The sequence below is a fragment of the Planctomicrobium limosum genome (assembly GCF_051465645.1).
In the GTDB taxonomy this organism is placed as follows: Bacteria; Planctomycetota; Planctomycetia; order Planctomycetales; family Planctomycetaceae; genus Planctomicrobium.
The window spans coordinates 2629415-2647466 of record NZ_CP195790.1 but is presented as its reverse complement, the minus strand read 5'-3'; the positions used below and the strand labels follow the sequence as shown (position 1 = coordinate 2647466).

At 52.9% G+C, this 18052-nt stretch carries 11 protein-coding genes and 1 CRISPR repeat array (1 of these 12 only partly in view); of the genes, 9 read left to right on the top strand and 2 right to left on the bottom strand.

Annotated elements, in window-relative coordinates; genetic code table 11:
* Positions 1-204: 204 nt before the first annotated feature.
* Positions 205-1062 (bottom strand): restriction endonuclease subunit S, encoded by an 858-nt coding sequence (locus SH527x_RS09880; protein ID WP_437194492.1) that lies wholly within the window; start codon positions 1060-1062, stop codon positions 205-207.
* Between the two features lie 401 nt (positions 1063-1463).
* Positions 1464-3896 carry a type I restriction-modification system subunit M gene (locus SH527x_RS09875; protein ID WP_437194491.1) on the bottom strand — a complete coding sequence of 811 codons (2433 nt, stop codon included), beginning with the start codon at positions 3894-3896 and terminating at the stop codon, positions 1464-1466.
* Positions 3897-5228: 1332 nt separating this feature from the next.
* On the opposite strand from SH527x_RS09875, the gene SH527x_RS09870 reads away from it, so the two are divergent.
* The 9 genes from SH527x_RS09870 (at position 5229) to cas2 (ending at position 17596) form a co-directional block, all read left to right on the top strand.
* The gene (locus tag SH527x_RS09870; protein WP_437194614.1) at positions 5229-6374 is read left to right on the top strand and encodes an IS701 family transposase; all 1146 of its coding nucleotides are present in this window, start codon (positions 5229-5231) and stop codon (positions 6372-6374) included.
* A gap of 425 nt (positions 6375-6799) precedes the next feature.
* Positions 6800-7846: a helix-turn-helix transcriptional regulator gene (locus SH527x_RS09865; protein WP_437194490.1), complete on the top strand. Its 1047-nt coding sequence runs from the start codon at positions 6800-6802 to the stop codon at positions 7844-7846.
* Between the two features lie 352 nt (positions 7847-8198).
* Positions 8199-8711: an RNA polymerase sigma factor gene (locus SH527x_RS09860; protein ID WP_437194489.1), complete on the top strand. Its 513-nt coding sequence runs from the start codon at positions 8199-8201 to the stop codon at positions 8709-8711.
* Between the two features lie 164 nt (positions 8712-8875).
* Positions 8876-11596: a type I-G CRISPR-associated helicase/endonuclease Cas3g gene (gene cas3g / locus SH527x_RS09855; RefSeq protein ID WP_437194488.1), complete on the top strand. Its 2721-nt coding sequence runs from the start codon at positions 8876-8878 to the stop codon at positions 11594-11596.
* Between the two features lie 2 nt (positions 11597-11598).
* Complete coding sequence (locus tag SH527x_RS09850) at positions 11599-12387, top strand: hypothetical protein (protein WP_437194487.1); 789 nt, start codon at positions 11599-11601, stop codon at positions 12385-12387.
* A gap of 6 nt (positions 12388-12393) precedes the next feature.
* Positions 12394-13470, top strand: a complete 1077-nt coding sequence (cas7g, locus tag SH527x_RS09845) for a type I-G CRISPR-associated RAMP protein Csb1/Cas7g (RefSeq protein ID WP_437194486.1) — start codon at positions 12394-12396, stop codon at positions 13468-13470.
* A gap of 3 nt (positions 13471-13473) precedes the next feature.
* A complete protein-coding gene (csb2, locus tag SH527x_RS09840) occupies positions 13474-14976 on the top strand; it encodes a type I-G CRISPR-associated protein Csb2 (protein WP_437194485.1) in 1503 nt (500 codons plus the stop codon).
* A gap of 358 nt (positions 14977-15334) precedes the next feature.
* Positions 15335-17269, top strand: a complete 1935-nt coding sequence (gene cas4g/cas1g / locus SH527x_RS09835) for a CRISPR-associated endonuclease Cas4g/Cas1g (RefSeq protein ID WP_437194484.1) — start codon at positions 15335-15337, stop codon at positions 17267-17269.
* Between the two features lie 33 nt (positions 17270-17302).
* Complete coding sequence (gene cas2, locus SH527x_RS09830) at positions 17303-17596, top strand: CRISPR-associated endonuclease Cas2 (RefSeq protein WP_437194483.1); 294 nt, start codon at positions 17303-17305, stop codon at positions 17594-17596.
* A gap of 188 nt (positions 17597-17784) precedes the next feature.
* A CRISPR array of direct repeats spans positions 17785-18052; the repeat unit is 36 nt; unit sequence GTCATCCATGCGCATAACGCATGGCCTCATTGAAGC; it runs 3897 nt beyond the window's last position.

Here is an 18052-nt window from a genome sequence, read left to right as displayed (position 1 = left end):
GTAACGAGGTGATCCTCCTCGTTCAGTGATGAAGCAGGTGCCGCGAATAAAGATTTGCCTTGCCCGCCGACGGGGAAGATCCTGCTGAGGGGGAACATCGCAGAGAATCCTAAACTGCGGATTGAGAGGAAGTGAGTCACGCAGTGGTGACCGCACATTCGGAATGTGAATTCCACACAGGCCGAAGGAACGCTTACCTTCGATTCAAACCAGACGGATCCGCCCGGTCAGCAGCTCCTCCATCATCCCCTGCTTCAACTGCCGAGCCTTCGCCAGTTTTGCCTCAATCGCGGCGATTTCGGCGTCCAAGTCGGTCAAGATTGTGGCGATGGCGGTCTGTTCTTCGAATGTAGGTGGAATAGGAATCGGATAGGTTTTTAGTTTTTGGCCATTGATGTTCGCTTGGCCAACAGCGACGCTGAGAACCATAGAACTGTATTTCTTGGCAGATTCTGTGTTGAGGATGTAATTCAGATAGCGAGAATCCAACACGTTTTCGATGACGTTAACGCGAATGAGGTACCCGGCGAAGATTGCGGGTTGTTCGCCCAGATAGATTGACGTCTTACCAACGAGGTCGATGGTGTTCGTCCGATTGAAGAGTACATCTTCGGATCGAAGAGTATACTTCGCGATTTCTTCCTCGTTGTCAGTATAAACGAGATCTTTCCAATCGATCTTGCCACCCTGTAAATTCCCCATTCGAAGTACCGGCACTGCTCCATTGGGGGCCGACTTCGCAGATGAGCCATACTCAACAGAACTAATAAGTTCTCCCAGCCGCTTCGTCTCCCACTCCCCGGTGAACCCCGGAAGACGGCGGTTGCCGATGAGGAGTTCCTGCATCGTGCCGTGCTTGATCTGCCGCTTCTTGGCGATCAGCTTCTCCAGCGACTCAATCAGCCCATCCGCATCCGACAACGCCGAAGCAATCGCGTTCTGTTCGGCCAGTGGAGGTACCGGATATACGAAGTTGACTGCGTCGCTGACGTTAAACTGCTTCTGAGCGGTACCGTACTGAACATTCGCGACTTGGATTCGTCCAAGTGTGGAGTTGAGCATCCAACAAAGCCATGTGGAATTGAAGGATCGATGCTTACGAATGATCATCATCGATGCACAATTACAACCATCGAGTTCCTTCGGAACGACCGCAGAAACCCCCGGTTCGCCAACTCTCACCATCACTAGATCGCCGCATGAAAGACGTGAACCCGGAAGCTGTTGATTGCTTTCGGCAGTGATCCTGTTGGAACTTTCCCATGCAATTGAATTTTCTTGGATGTTTGAACCGAGCAGTATCGGCACGGAACCAGAAGGGTCATAATAGGTCGACGGATTGATAACTAGACCCACGCTCTGAATAGGAGAAATTTGCTTGAGGGAACGCAATTCCCAATCTGCCGGAATAATCCCAACCTCGGTCTGCTTATACCCTTTTGGTATTGACTGTACGGATTTACTCATCGCCCGGCCTCCATACGATTCTTCAGGGAGAACCTGAATCCCATCTTTTCCAAGTGGCTGCTGACCTTGGCTTCGATTTCCGCAACCTTCAACGTCAACTCGGGCAGCGTGCTCTCATAGCGTTCGGCGAGTTCTTTGACGCGTGAGGTGAGTTGCTGACTGACCCGATCCATCTCGCCATGGATCCGAGCATCGAGTGCAGCGAGCCATTTGTCGTCGACGACGAGCGATTTCACTTCGGACTCACTGAGCTTTGGGTACCGCTGGTACGCCAAATCGTCCAGTTTCTTCTCGACCCCGGTGATCTGCTTTCTCAGCAGTCCTTCCTGCGTACACAAGTCGAGATACTGCGTGAGCGTCTCCTCTTCCCCGTCGGACAGCTCGCCCCCTTTCTGTGCGAGTTCTTTCAGTTTGGCACGGACATTTGCCAGCGTGACTTTGTCGAGGTCGGCAAAGGCTCCTTCCTCGCCTCCCTGCTCTTCTTCGAGCGCGGTGATCTGACTGCTGAGAGTCTCGAGCGAAGCGGACATCTCGTCCAGTGCCGCCTGTTGTTCCGTAAAATAACGGGCGACGATTACCGACTTGGGCACAAGATCGCAGGCCCACCCCTTGTCCTTCTGTTTCCCCTTCTTGTCTTTCTCAATGATGCGGTAGGTTTCGGCCTTCCAGCCATCGGCTGCGATCAGGTAACAGTCGTCCTGCATCGACTCCGCCCAGTAGTCCATGATGTGCTGATAAACGTCATAGGCATTGATCAACGGCTTGCCGTGATAGTGGTTGAGCAACCCTTCTGACAGTTCGGCGATGAGTTCCTTAGGACGGATGCCGATCTCATGCGCCTTGAGCTTTTTGGCCTGCTTCTTCCGCCATGTCGCGAAGTGGTCATTCATCCCGTCAATGAATGACGTGAATTCAGGGTGCTCATAGATTGTGGTTTTGATCGCAGATTTGTCGATCGCGAGGTCGACATAACCGGCGCGATTCTTCTTGAACAAAGCCTTTCGCAAACCGGGACAGATGGCCCAGTATTGTTCCAACCCGTCCACGTCCCGCGTCGGAATGCCACCTTGCAAATGCCCGGCGATATCCTGCACGTCTTCAGGAACCTGACTGTCGATGTATCGCGGCAGGTTCAGATTGAAATCATTCTTTTCAATTTCTTCCCATTCAACCATGCGTGAGAAACGCGGGACATCGACCTGCCGTGTGAAGACGTCCACGATCCTGTGGATGTCCTGTTCTCGCAGGCGGTTCTTCGGTCCGTCTTTCATGAACCCGCTGCTGGCGTCGATCATGAAGATCCCTTTCCGAGCGTGCGCCAGCTCTTTGTCGATGACGATGATACAGGCGGGAATTCCCGTTCCGTAGAACAGGTTCGCAGGGAGTCCAATGATGCCTTTGATGTAGCCTTTCTGAATGAGATTGCGCCGGATCTCCGCCTCGGCATTTCCCCGGAAGAGGACCCCGTGCGGCAGAATGCAGGCTCCCTTTCCAGTGCTTTTCAGGGAGCGAACGATGTGCAGAAGATAGGCGTAGTCTCCCTGCTTGGCAGGAGGAACTCCGAAACTCTTGAACCGGTCGTACGGATCGTTCAGCGGATCGAGGCCGGTGCTCCAACGCTTATCTGAAAACGGCGGATTGGCGACGACGTAGTCGAACTGCTTTCCGTCTTTCACCCATTCCGGGGAGACGAGCGTGTTCCCCTGATGAATCACTGCCTCCGGGTTGTTGTGCAGGATCATATTCATCCGGGCGAGGCCGCTGGTGGCACTATCCTTCTCCTGACCATAGAGCGTCAGTTTGGACTGGGCCTCATCAGCGACTTTGAGCAGCAGTGAGCCGGAACCACATGTCGGATCGTATGCGGTCGTTTGTGCAGAAGTCTTCGCTTTTCGAATTCCCAGGATCTGAGCGATGACCCGGCTGACTTCGGCAGGGGTATAGAATTGCCCTTTGCTTTTTCCGCTCTCCGTCGCGAAGTGCCGCATCAGGTACTCGTAGGCATCGCCGAGAATATCGTCGCCATCGGCCCGATTCTTCGAGAAGTCGAGTGCCTCGTCTTCGAAGATGGTAATCAGCTGAGTGAGCCGGTCGACCTTCTCCTTTCCGTCTCCAAGTTTGGTCGAGTCGTTGAAATCGACATCGCCAAAAGACAGGTTGCTGTTATGTTTGGTGAGCTCGCCAATGATCTGTTTGTTGATCTTATCGCCGATGTCTGACTTACCCTTAAGGGCAACCATATCGGCGAAGCTGGCCCCTTTGGGAACGGTGATTGGAGCGTAGGGCTGCCCGGCGTATTTGTCAGAGATGTATTTGATGAACAGCAGAACGAGGACGTAATCCTTGTACTGACTGGCATCCATTCCCCCACGCAGCGCGTCACAGCTGGCCCAGAGTGAGGAGTAGAGTTCCGATTTCTTCAACGCCATTGTCAATCCTTTGACCTGGGAGAAGCCCTCCTGAGCTTCCTCCGCACATCGCACTGGCTGCGGTCATCGCCACCGCAGCCGCCACCGTCCCGCCTGCCGGCAAGAGTCGTGAATGTAACGAAAAGTGGCTACAAGGGAAGCGGCATCTGAGCCGAGACTTCCACGCCCATATCCGACGGGGGCTTTCTGTTGAAAAACGCACCAGCCAACGAGTCGCCGGGAGATCTTCCAAAATTTGATTCAGCAGGGAGGAACGGCGAGAGTGCTTCACCGGACCAAGGCTCAGTTTTCAGTTTCCATTGCGACCAGCTCCAAACAACAGGCCAGAACTTTGGGCTCTCCCCTTTAGAACTGTGGAGCCGTTTTCCCCACAAATTCGATCACATATCCGAGACTGAACTTGAGTTAGAGCATTGAGACATCGGGTCTGGCGAAGTGACACCCGCAACTCCTCCATTTCGGGGAGTCAAAGAGGACGTCCTCATCAAGCTACCTCCACGTGTAGAGCGTTCCCGAACAGATGGTTTTTAAAGATCTTGTCCACCTTCAGGAACTGGATCGACTTCCCCAGTTTCGGGTCGCTCATAGACGCGATAGGGGCCAGCAGCGAATAGGGAATCGCAGCCATTTCTGTAATGTCGGAATTTGTAAACCGGAATGCATTTGCACATTCGCTGAACAGCGCGGGCAATGTTGGACGGTAAAGCTCGTTCCGGGCAGTTCTCTCGTTCCCATCCGGAGCGGTGTGCCTACAACTTGGATCGATATGCAGTCGGCCATTGCAGGTGACCGGTGGACAAGACTCTCCCGACCACCATTTCCAGCTCTAAGAATTCTGAGCAAGTTCAACTGAAATAGACTACTCGGCTCAGAATCAGAGGTTCTGACTGCCAATAATCTAAGTTGCCCACGAGCTGTAAGTACCGATTTAATAGCCTGATAGATCGTATTCCGCAGCAGTGACTACGAAATAGGATTGAAAGCGTCTACCGGTCGGCACGCAACGCCACTCTGACTTCAGTGTCACAGTGTTAGAGGAATTCAATCTGCAGCCTTGGAGGCAAGTGAGGAACTTAGTCGTTGACCTCCTATGGCACAAGATTTTAATCCCGGGATTAGAATCCACCGTAAATCACGAGCACAGCAGGAACGAGGCATCCACTCGAAATCAGCCACCTTGATTTGAGCCGGCCCTTTTAGAAGAGCTGGCTTTGATCGATGATATCTGATCCCCCATTCATTGAACTTCAGAAACTAGTACTACAGTTCCACTTTCCATGATTCTTGGATTTGGTGTATTCCTGTGGATCTCAGGAGGACGCCATGTCAGGGATGATCACACAACGGGATCTGCGGCGGTGGGAGCGGGAACTCGATCGGGTCACGGAGCGGTTCGGCCCATTGATGGGCCGCGTCGAGATGCAGGCGCAAGGGGTTGCGTATCTGCGTGGACTCATTGCCCAGGTTGAGCGTAAGAACGGCTGGCAACTGGCGGAGTTTCTGGGAGCAGCCTCCCCCAAGAACCTGCAGCACTTTCTGGCTCGGTCTCGTTGGACCGCCGATGAATTGCGTGAAGAATTGCGGCAGTACGTTCAGGAACAGATCGCTGAACCAGCAGGCGTCCTGATCATTGATGAGACCGGATTCCTCAAGAAGGGAACCAAGAGTGCCGGTGTCGCGCGGATGTATTCCGGCACGGCGGGACGGATTGAGAACTGCCAGATTGGAGTCTTTCTGGCCTACTCCTCCTCGAAGGGGCACGCTCTGATCGATCGGGAACTCTACCTGCCCCGGGACTGGACGGAAGATCGAGACCGCTGCCGGCAGGCCCATATTCCAGAAGAGGTGTCCTTTGCCACGAAACCGGAACTGGCCCGGCAAATGCTGCGGCGAGCGGTCGCTGCAGGCCTTCCGGCACAGTGGGTCTGCGCCGACGAAGTGTACGGCAGTGACAGCGCCTTTCGGAGTTGCTGTGAAGAACTGGGGCTGGGGTACGTGGTGGCGGTCACTTCAGCCGCCCAGATTTTTTACAACGGCCAGCGGGGACGAGTCAGCGATCACGTCGCCGACTTCAGAAAACGGGACTGGAAACGTCTCTCGTGTGGTTCAGGAACCAAAGGCGAACGTCTTTACAATTGGGCGATCATCCGCTGGACAGGGACTCCAGAGAGTTCGTTTGAGGGTGGACTGCTTGTGCGGCGGTCGCTCAAAGATCCCACAGACCTGGCGTATTATTTCATCCGTGCTCCGCGAGGAACGTCGCTGCAGAACATCGTCTTGATTGCCGGTCGTCGCTGGGCGATCGAAGAATGCTTTGAACAGACCAAACAGTTGACCGGTCTGGATGAATACGAAGTCCGCTCGTGGGTCGGTTGGTACCGGCACATCACGCTGTCGATGCTGGCGCATGCAAGCCTGGTGGCCATGCGGGCACAGACCCGGCAGCAAACTGCTTCAAAAAAAGCCGCACGCAGCTGATTCGCCTGAGTGTGCCGGAAATCTGCAACCTCTTTGCGATCCTCCTGCTCATCCGCCCCGCGACCACCGCTCAAATCCTGCAATTTTCCACGTGGAAACGCCACCACCAGGCCATCGCCAAGTACTGTCACTACAAAGCCAGAGGCTCACCACTCTGAAATGTGGAACTGTAGTACTAGAGACCGGTCACTGCAACATTTCGACTCATTGGCACCTTGTCACTGTGAGCGATCTTCCAGCCGAAGAGGGGAACGGGAATATAACTCGAAAATCCTATTCACTGCGTTTTTGTTGAATTCGGCTATTCCACATCTTGTTCGAAACCACTGAAATGATGTACGTTTGTCACGTTGGACAGAATTTGGAGGCAGGGCCTGTAACATGCGCCTTCAAGGTTTGTCTTCTGCGTTCAGGACGGGCACATCATGAACAGTCTTCCCCCACTCGAGCGGCAATGGGTTCTCCTGCGGACGCTTTCGGCGCGCCGTTTTGGGGCAACAGTTAAGGAACTCGCAGAAGGCCTTGGCACTTCCCTTAAAACCATCCGACGCGACTTAGATTTGCTTAGAGACTTGGGATTTCCCATTTCGCCGAGTGGAGGTGCCCATGGACGCAATCACTGGGTTGCGGAGTTCGATTCCTCTGCGCCTCCGCTCACGTTTGATGTCAGCGAAATCTTGGCCTTGTATCTGGGACGAACGCTGCTGGAACCGTTGGCAGGCACACTGATCTGGGAATCTCATTACAGTGCCTTCCGCAAAATTAAGGCCACGCTGAAAGAGCCTATTATTGATTATCTTGACCAACTTCAGGGGTTGGTCTTTCGGACGACGTTTCGCAATAGTGTTTATCAGAACAAATCGGAAATCATCGACTCGCTGATGATTGGAATCGAAGAACGTCGCATCACATTCCTGACGTACCATTCAGCCAAATCTACTGAGCCATTAACTTACGACGTCTATCCCTACGGGCTCGTTTTTCACCGCGGATCACTTTATCTCGTGGCACACTCTCAGCAACACGACCAGATCCGAACCTTCAAGCTGGACCGGGTGGAGGATGTGCAACTGGAGACTCTCAAGTTCCAGAAGCCTCCCGACTTTGATCTGCAAACCTACCTGCAGCACAGCCTGGGAGTCTTCCATGTTGAAGGCGAACCACAACGTGTCGTGGTCCGTTTCTCGAAGGAGGTGGCCCGCTATGTCACCGAACACCGGTGGCATGAGAGCCAATCACTAACGAAGCAAAGCGACGGCACGCTTTTGGCAGAGTTCTTCCTCACATCGCTGGAAGAACTGAAAAGCTGGGTCCTGAGTTTCGGATCTAAAGCCGTAGTGGAAGAACCACAACAACTAAGAGAACAGATTCAGGAAGAGCTTGAAAGGATGGTTACTGCTTACAAGTCAACAAATGCCAACTACACATCAGCACGCCAAACTCGCTATGCGAACCTCCCACAATCTCACTGATACACTTCGCCACAGACGCGATCTTAATCGAGGGACAAACGAACGAACTATTTAAACCTTACCTCTTTCTCGTTCAGAACAACGACCAAAGACTTCTCAGCAGGCCGAGGTTGTGAAATCGCACCTTTACAAGCACGTTCCTTCAATGGGGCCATGCCTTTACAGCATGGAGTACGACGTAAGTCGCTGCAACTCAAAGACAACAGTATGCCTTCAATGGGGCCGCTTGGTAGCGGAGCATATGGCAATACTACCACGAACGACACCACGATTTCAAATACAACTGTATGGAACTGCGCCAAAATCGACACTAAACTTATGAGGAGACCGAAAACGACAAAAGGAGCCGGAAATGCTAACAGAAGAAATCATTCACAACTTCAAAAAAATTATCGACAAACGTAAGAAGTTTTCGATGACGGAACAAGAAGAAATTTTCTCGAATGCGCTCTTGAAATTCCACACTCACAACTCAAAGAAAGAAATTGAACGGCCGTTAAACTGGCTGGTTTCTACAGCTAAGAAAATTCAGTTTGATGTCCTTCGAGAGCGAAAAAAACAGCATGAGGTAGACGAAGCTGCGAGAATCACATACGCCAGTAAACAGCGTCTTTCCTGTAACAGCAGCAATTCCGAAGCACAACGACACTCTAAAGCTCTCGAGAAGCGATTCGCGAACATTGAGACCTGGAAGAAGCTTACAGCTCACCATCGCGAACTCATCATCAAAGTTTATGTTGAGAATCTTTCAGTCTCAGCGGCTGCACGCGAGATCGGGATCCCACGCAGCACAGCCAAGAGTTGGATTTCGCGAGACTTTGCACGATTGCGACGGGATCTTGCACTACAAAACCTCGTCAGTTGAGGTCAATGCGGCGGCCAGTGCATCGAATAGTCAATGCCAAAGTTGTCAGAAGCTCCGCGATGATATTGTAATCCGCAAACTAAACTTATGGATTAAGTGGCGAAGCGTAACGATCAGAAAAAGAATCGTTATACATTGACAAGAAGCAATTCTGGGATATGCGAATGTCTGATTTCGAAACTCTTTTCCAGGAATTAACGGGGTATCTGCCCTTCCCTTGGCAGAGAGAGCTCTACCAGCGGTTCCTTAAGAATGACCCACCTGAGATTTGTAACCTCCCGACAGGATTGGGCAAAACTTCAGTCATTCCGATCTGGCTAATCGCACTGGCCGAGGGAGCGAAACTGCCGCGGCGACTGGCGTATGTCGTCAATCGACGCACGGTCGTTGACCAGACCACAGATGACGTGGAATCCCTTCGCCGTCGCCTCCTGAATGACCAGTCCGTCAATGGCATGATTCAGAACTTCAGAGCGAAGCTGTTCAACTTATGTGCTTTGCCGACGGAAATCCCACTCGGCATCAGCACACTGCGAGGAGAGTTTGCAGATAATCAGGAATGGGCTGCCGACCCTGCCCGGCCTGCAGTGATCTGCGGGACTGTCGATATGATCGGCAGTCGACTGCTGTTTAGCGGATATCGAATCGGGTTTCGGTCGCGCCCGTTGCACGCCGGTTTTCTCGGACAAGACACTCTGATCGTCCATGATGAATCACAATTGGAACCTGCGTTTCAAACGTTGTTGACATCCATTCGTGTCGAGCAGCTGACAGGTCGATCCCCCGACACACGTCCCATCCAAATTATGGAGCTTTCGGCCATATCGAAGAGGAGTGACACTGCTTTCAAGCTGACAGCAGAAGATCGAAACCATCCAATCGTTCGATCCAGACTCATGGCGACGAAACAGCTTCGGCTGCACTCCATCGACGATGAGAAGAAGAAACTCGCGGAGAGACTGACTGAACTCGCACTGCGTCACTCGAAGAGTGGCGAACCTGTCCTGATCTTCGCTCGCACAGTGGAAGTCGTTGAGCAGGTTGCTGCAGCTCTTGCGAAGAAGTTGCCAAAAGATCACATCGCCACACTCACGGGAACGATGCGCGGCCTTGAACGCGATCAACTGGCAAAAGAAAACGGCGTCTTCCTGCGGTTTCTTTCCCCGGGCAACCGTCCCGCAGATCAAGCGTTAACAAAAGGAACCGTTTATCTTGTCTGCACCAGCGCCGGCGAAGTGGGAGTCAATCTATCCGCACACCATCTCGTGTGCGATTTATCGACTTATGAAAGCATGGCGCAACGCTTCGGTCGAGTGAATCGGTTTGGGACGTACGATGACACACAGATTGATGTCGTACACCCTGCAGCCTTTGTAGAGGATGACAAACTGGACGCGTACGAAGTCGCGCGAAAACGGACGCTGACGTTATTGGAACACCTTAAGGGGGATGCGAGTCCATCTGCGTTGGAATGTTTAAATCAGGAAGACTGCACCTCAGCTTATGCCCCAATTCCCTTGCAGCTTCCCACATCCGACATCCTTTTCGATTCATGGGCCCTCACTTCGATAACAGACAAACTTCCCGGGCGTCCTCCGGTTGATGAATATCTTCATGGTATCCCGACAGCATGGGAACGACCGCGCACGTCGATCGCCTGGCGTGAGGAAGTTCAGATTTTATGGGAGAAAGATCGTGAAGATCGCTCGTTACTGGAACTGTTGAACATCACCCCTGATGAACTCCTCGAAGAATACCCTGTCAAACCACATGAAATCCTGCAAGACGACAGTGGGCGGATCTTCGACAAGCTGAAGAAGATCGCCGCCCGTTGCGATTTCCCGGTTTGGGTGACTGACCGGGAAGGAACGACTCATGTCTCACTTCTTTCAGAGTTGGTCGGAGGGAAGAAGGAGGATTTTGATGCTGACCTTGTATTGCTTCCTCCACACGCGGGAGGCCTGAATGGAGGAATGCTAGATGCTTTATCACTAACTGCGAATGATGTGGCTGATAAATGGACGGTAGAGATCGATGGACAGACAATCCCCCGACGGATGCGCCTCTGGACTGACGATGAACGGCCGAAAGGAATGCGGCTGGTTCGCACGATAGAAATACGTCCTCATCTTGATGACCAGGATGCTACACACGGTGCCGATGACTCCTCAGAAGATCAAGAGGAATCACCGAACAGAACATGGAAGTGGTACGTCCGTCCTGCCTCTGCGGATGATGAAGGATCAAAGACTGCAACATTTGCAGTTCCTTGGGAGCAGCACACTTCAGACGTGTGTCAGGGAGCTGACGCAATTGGACGCCGCTTGCTAGGCGATGATCCCGAACTGGCCGATGCACTAAGTCTTGCAGCTTCGCTACACGATCTGGGGAAACGTCGCACACTGTGGCAGCAGAACATCGGCAATCCGAATCCAGCATGCTGGTATGCCAAGTCGGGTCTGGATCCAGTGACGAAGCAGATTTGGCAACCGCAGAGTTCAAGTCGATATCGGCACGAATTCGGATCGCTCATGGATGTCTTGTATCCCAACACGACTGTTGGCCAGGAACAGGTGGAGATTTTCGAGCGAGTTCAGAGACTGTCTCCTGTTATGAAAGATGTGGTTTTACATCTCGTGGCCGCACACCACGGGAGAGCACGGCCGCATTTCGCGGAAGAAGAGGCCTTTGATCCGGATCGAGGCTTAACTCATTGCGATCAGGTCGCATCAGAGATTCCACAGCGATTCGCGCGTCTGCAGCGTCGGTATGGTCGGTGGGGACTGGCTTGGCTGGAATCGCTGTTGCGTGCCGCGGACATTGCAGCCAGTCGTCAGCCAGGTCTTTCGATTCAGTCTGCAGAGCGGCAACTGGAGGAGGTGTAAACATGCATTCTGCTAAAGCGGGAATTCATTTAAATGTCGATGTTACAAATCCGGGTCAGTTCTTCGCTTGCTGCGGGTTGCTGGACCTTGCTGATCGCTTATGGTCCGGCGCGACAGGCTGGTTTGAAGGGGATCAATTCCGAATCACCTGTGATGGCACGCTCCAAGAGTTGATTGCTCAACTGAGCCAGACGCAGCTCACGCAGGTTGATCCCAGCAGTAACACCTCGTCTCCCATTCAGCTTGGAGCTCCGTTTCATCTCCTGCTCGACTGGTGGCACGATCAAAAATCCGGGGGCAAAGAGTTAAAAGTCTGGGCAGGAACAATGGAGAGTGTGCGTATCGCCAGAGCAATGCAGGCAGTACTGAGAAATCCAATCTTTCAGACGGAAGATTGCTTAAATGAAGGGACCGTGGCATATGACATCGAGGATTCCTCAAAGAAAGTGGAGCCTTTCTATTTTGACGCACAACGTGGGCCAAATGCGCATTCACGCGATGTTGGTTTCTCTGCAAATGCACTTGGTCTGACCACCACTGCGGCCCCTGCGGTGGAATTGCTGTGCCTGATCGGACTGCAACGCTGCCTTCCTGCCAGAACAGATCGACCTCGCATCTTTCGATATTTCACATGGAACCAACCGGTGTCATCCGCGATTCTCCCTGTTGTGGTGAACGGACTCTCACATGCAAATCGTGGACAAGGTTATCAGTTTGAAAACTGGTATCGAACTGGCCAGAAAAAACACAAAGCATTTCTCCCTGCAATCCCAATCACTGAATCGAGGTAACTGAAAATGAGCACTGCAAAATCGTTCGATACTTATCTGCAGGCGGATGGCCCAGCAGCACTCGTGATACGCGAGCCATTAATGCCGGTCGAAGGTGAGCATGGGGTGCTATTCCCTGCCACATTTGCGGGAGGAGATGGTTTCCCCGGTGGCTATAACATCGATGGAGATCCTCAAGGAAAGAATTCCTGTCTGGTTGACAGCGTTGGCTCACAGGCCAATCGAATCGAACCTCTTTTTGAAAGTGAACCATACGCCCAGCTTGTCCCCCAAATTGTGATTAAGGCTGGAGAGAAGAATATTAACTTGCTACAGGCAGGACACCGCGCAGGCGATGCCCTTGTTCGATGCTCAGAGCTTCAAGAAGAACTGCAGCAGGCCTTTAGGGAAGTTCTTCGCGGAAACTCCGAAGCGATGGCCAAGATTGCGCCGACGTCACTCATCTTCGGAGTTTGGGATTCCCGCGACACACAAGCCAAGCTTCCGAGACTGGTTTCATCTACGATCCGAGCAAAAGACGTTCGACAACTAAGACGGTCTGCGCAGTTTAATCCGGCCACTGACTTTGTGCGTGATGGTCTATTAGATGAACCTCTCGACAAGGCTGCGAAAGATGCCTATGCGGTACGCGGCTTTATCCACGTTCCAGCAACTGGAACTCACGGAGGTGTCATCGCAGAAGGAGGAGTTGAACGCACTGCGACCTTAAGTCTGGCCGCATTAAAACTCCTTTCTGCTAAAGATCCGGAACAGACCCTGAAACTTCGACGGTATGTCCTCGGTCTTTCCCTAGTCGCATTCACGGCCCATACCGCAGACTACTTGCGACAGGGCTGCCAACTGGTGTTGAATCCGGATAAGGAGCGAGAATTCTCAGAGGTTTATCCAAATGGGAAACGCACTCCTTGCACGCTGACACACGAGGCAGCATTGAAGTTTGCTCAAGCTGCTGCAAAGGAGTTTGGAGTGGGAGAATCCCGGACAGTCGACTTTGACAAAGAGCGTGCCAAGCGGGATGTCTCCGGAGAAGCCGGAGCGAAGGGCAAGAAGAAGGGGAAAAAATCTGAAGCAGCGGGAGCGTAATCGATGGCTGATTTTTTGAGAATTTCGGTGCAGTTCCTTGAGCCATTGTTTCATGGAAGAGGGGAAGGTGGGCGTCCCGAATGGCCCCCTTCTCCCTTGCGTCTCTTTCAGGCAATCGTGGCAACGTGCGCCCGGAAATATCCAGTGGATGAGGAATCTGAACCGGCACAAGCTGTCCTGAAATGGCTGGAAGGACTGCCTGCACCAGTGATTTTCACGCCTGTCCATCGACCGGGGAAGCCTTATCGACTCTATTGCCCTGACAATCTCGGTGATCGAGTCGCAGCTTCCTGGTGTCGTGGAGGAGAAGCCAGTTTGGCTGACTCCCGGACGGAAAAGGACATCCGACCAACTCATCTCCTTGACCAATCAGAGATCAGCTACGTCTGGCATATAGAGGAAACCTCAAGACCTCTGTTGAACGAGATCAGAGACCTCGTCAACAGCGTCTCCCAATTGGGATGGGGTGTTGATCAGGTTGTCGCTGATGCCGATGAACTGAGCATGTCTGAATTGAGTTCACTCCCCGGGGTGAAGTGGGTCCCTGATGATGTGTGCGGAGGAACTGCGTTACGCTGTCCAGCACCCGGGACATTACAAGCCCTGATCCGACGGCATGGTCGCTTCCTTCGGCGAATTTCAGTGAATGATCGCGGAGAACAAAACTTCAACCCGGTGCCTGCATTGACGACTTTCCGATTACAGACGTACCGTCCAGCCTCCCAGGTCCTTCCTCGACCGTTTGAAGTCTTCCAGCTGCAGGGAGAGTCCGAAGGTCAACCGTTTAGTTATCCGCAGTCGAAGTTAATCCATATTGCTGGAATGGTGCGTCACTTAGCCATTCAGGCAATGCAGCGATCTCCCCCTCGCGATGTGGACGAACGCTGGGTTGAATCATTTGTCGCCGGACATGTTCTTGATCCCGAGAACCATCGACAGTTCTCCTATCTCCCGCTCCCTTCAATCGGAAAACACGCTGATCATGACATCCGTCGGGTGATGATCGTCGGTCCGCATGGGAGTCGGAACTGGTTGACTCATCTCACCAATCTACTGGCTGGTCAGCGGTTGGAAGCGACATCTGAAACCAGGTGGAACGGTCCTCCGACATTAGTTCACGTGAAAGGGGACGGTGTCACGCGCTGTTATACGACAGAATCTCGTGTCTGGGCGAGTGCCACTCCGGTGATCCTGCCTGGACACGACGACCACCGGCCTGCCAAAACGAGAAAGCTCATCGAGAAAGCACTCCTCCAATCGGGAATCGACCAGGAGTGTCAGTATGAATGGAGCCCGTTTCCTTACTTCCCAAAATCATTAACAGCACATAAATACGGAAAAGATAAGCAGCCCACCGGCTATATCCGTCCGAACCATCTGCTCAATCAAACCGCAGTGCATCTCAAACTGACATTTGAGGAACAGGCGCCTATCCCTGGACCATTAACGATAGGTGCTGGTCGGCATTGTGGGCTAGGTCTCATGGCGAGAGTGATGGAAAGTTGATATCAATGGGCAACGACTGTTCTTTGGTAATTTATCGCAGAATCTTCTTGCTCCGGGCGGTAGGCAGGCGTAAGCTGGCGAAGCTGGGTTAAGCATGATATCAACAATCATGTACGACCAGCTTTGTCAGCGGGCCGCTTTTATGGATCGGCTTGCTTGTTCAGGGAGGAAGCTTCCTTCCGGGATCATGGAGTTCGGCTGCGGATGATTTCCCGCCACCATGGTCGATCGTTCTTCGCTGCGTCGCAATCGCCAATTGCCGTCGTCACTCACTGATGACGAATTGGCGTAAATTCTGTTCAAGTGATGAACGGCTTGCTGCTGACGGGTGATCCCAACGGCGGTTGAAGGACATCTGATGATTTCCGGCCCAACACCGCCTGTGGGAGCAGAATCGCTTCCTTATTCCGATCCTGTCTCTCCAGGTGAGCTACTCACTGGAGAATGCGGTCAAGTTCCTCCACAGGTTCAATCCGAAAAACTTCCGTTCACGGCGGTTCCCACGGAGAAAACTGCACCGTCGATGTCGCAGCAGAGATCGCCAGATGCCCTCATTCCTGTGCGTATGCTCAATGAATTCACTTACTGCCCTAGATTAGGCTATCTGGAGTTTGTTCAGGGAGAATGGGCCGAGAATCTGGAGACGATGCAAGGGACTTTCGGACATCGGAACGTCGACAAGCCAGATCGAAAGAATCTTCCCGCTCCAAACTCAAAAACTCAGAAGTCCAAGGGGGAGGAGCCGCTTGTCGAGGAAGGCAGCGAGAGGATCCATGCACGGTCAATTTCGCTTTCTGCCGAACGAGAAGGAATCGTGGCCAAGCTGGATCTACTGGAAATGGAAGGTCTTCGAGTCACTCCCGTGGACTATAAGCGAGGACATGTCCCTGATATTCCCGCGGGAGCCTATGACCCGGAACGAGTCCAGCTATGTGCTCAGGGGCTTATCTTACTAGAGAACGGTTATGACTGCTCGGAAGGAGTGATCTATTACATCAGTTCGCGACGACGGGTCACCATTCCTTTCGATGAGGACTTAATTGCTCTGACGCGCAAGCAGATCTCTGATTTCAATACCACGTCTGCCGCAGGAATCTGTCCACCTCCCCTGGAAGACAGCCCGAAGTGTCCCCGCTGCTCACTGGTAGGGATCTGTCTGCCGGATGAAACCAACCTGATTCTGCACCAGCTGCATGAGGTATCGACACTTGCTCCAGATTCCGATGAACCTGACTCCTCCCGCCTGAATGGACGCCCTGCAGTGCGGGACGGACTCCGGAGGCTCCTTCCTGCTCGAAATAATGCCTTACCGCTCTATGTGCAGAACCAAGGTGCCATCATCGGCAAATCTGGTGAGCGAATCACAATTAAGGTCAAAGGGGAGCAGATTGCCAGTGTCCGCCTGCTGGATGTCTCGCAGGTCTGCGTCTACGGAAACGTGATGTTTTCTGCCCAAGCGATTTCAGAGTTAACGTCTCGCGGAATTCCAATCTGTCACCTCAGCTATGGCGGATGGTTTCACAGTTTGACAAGCGGTCTGGTTCACAAGAATGTGGAACTCCGTATTCGTCAGTTTGCGATTGCTGCAGATCCAGACGCCTCACTCCAAATCGCAAGGCAATTGATTGCTGGCAAGATTAAGAACTGCCGGACGCTGCTACGTCGACATCTCGCTGAACCGCAACATCCCGTCCTCAAGCAATTAGCAGAATACTATCGACGCGCCCGGATCGCTGGTTCTGCAGAGACGCTTCTCGGTCTGGAAGGGATGGCCGCCAAGGAATACTTCTTCGAGTTGTTCCAACTCTTTCCGGACCACCCCACCTTTGACGTTCGCGACAGAAACAGACGTCCTCCACGCGATCCAGTCAATGCGGTCCTGTCGTTCGTTTACAGCCTATTGACCAAAGAACTCACGGTGACATTACAGGCGGTAGGCTTTGATCCCATGCTGGGAGTTTTTCACCGCCCCCGCTATGGCAGACCTTCGCTGGCCTTGGACATGGCAGAAGAGTTTCGTCCCCTCATCGCGGATTCTGTGACGCTCACTGCATTCAATAATGGTGAGGTTGGACCAGGATCATTCATCCAGCGGGCAGGAGCGGTCACGATGACTGATGCCGGTCGCCGAAGTGTTATCGCCGCCTTCGAACGCCGTCTGGAAACAGAAATCACGCACCCAATCTTCGGCTACAAAGTCTGCTATCGCCGCATCCTTGAAGTACAGGCGCGGCTTCTGGCCAGACACATGCTGGGAGAATTACCAGCTTACCCGAATTTCATCACGCGATGATGTGCACACACAGTCCATCGAGAGGGTCCGGCCATGCGGAACGTCCACCTGATTGCCTATGACATCTCCTGCAAAAAGCGATACCGCAAGGTGTATCAGGCCATGTGCGGTCACGGGGATTCCGTGCAGTATTCTGTCTTTCGGTGTGAACTGACCGACATGGAACTTCAGCATCTGAAGGACTTGATCTGGCCGCACTTGAACTTGGGCGAAGACCGCGTCATGATCGTCGATCTTGGCCCCATTGCCGGACGGGGCGACGAATGTATTGAATTCTGGGGCGACCCACGAACCGTTCCGACCACTCGAGAAGCCACGATTATTTAACCCTGAAGAAAGTTCGAGCGGTCCGGTACCGTAAAAACCCCCGTCACCGCTCGCAGCCTCAAAGTCTTACCCCAACTTACTTTAGAAAGGAGCACCATTGCAACACTCCTGTTTCCAGGCCTTGACTTGTCCACCCCTCGCAAACCTCGACACAAGTCCTGACCGTGTCGAGACTCCCAACGCGGGCGGTCATCCATGCGCATAACGCATGGCCTCATTGAAGCTCATCGTGACACACCAGCAACGGCACTACATCCAAGTCATCCATGCGCATAACGCATGGCCTCATTGAAGCGCATGGAAAATCGGGTCGGGAGAAGAACCACCCCTCACGTCATCCATGCGCATAACGCATGGCCTCATTGAAGCGCGCAGGCTCGCCGGATGTTTTCATAGTCGTCCCATGTCATCCATGCGCATAACGCATGGCCTCATTGAAGCCGATCTCGCTCAAGT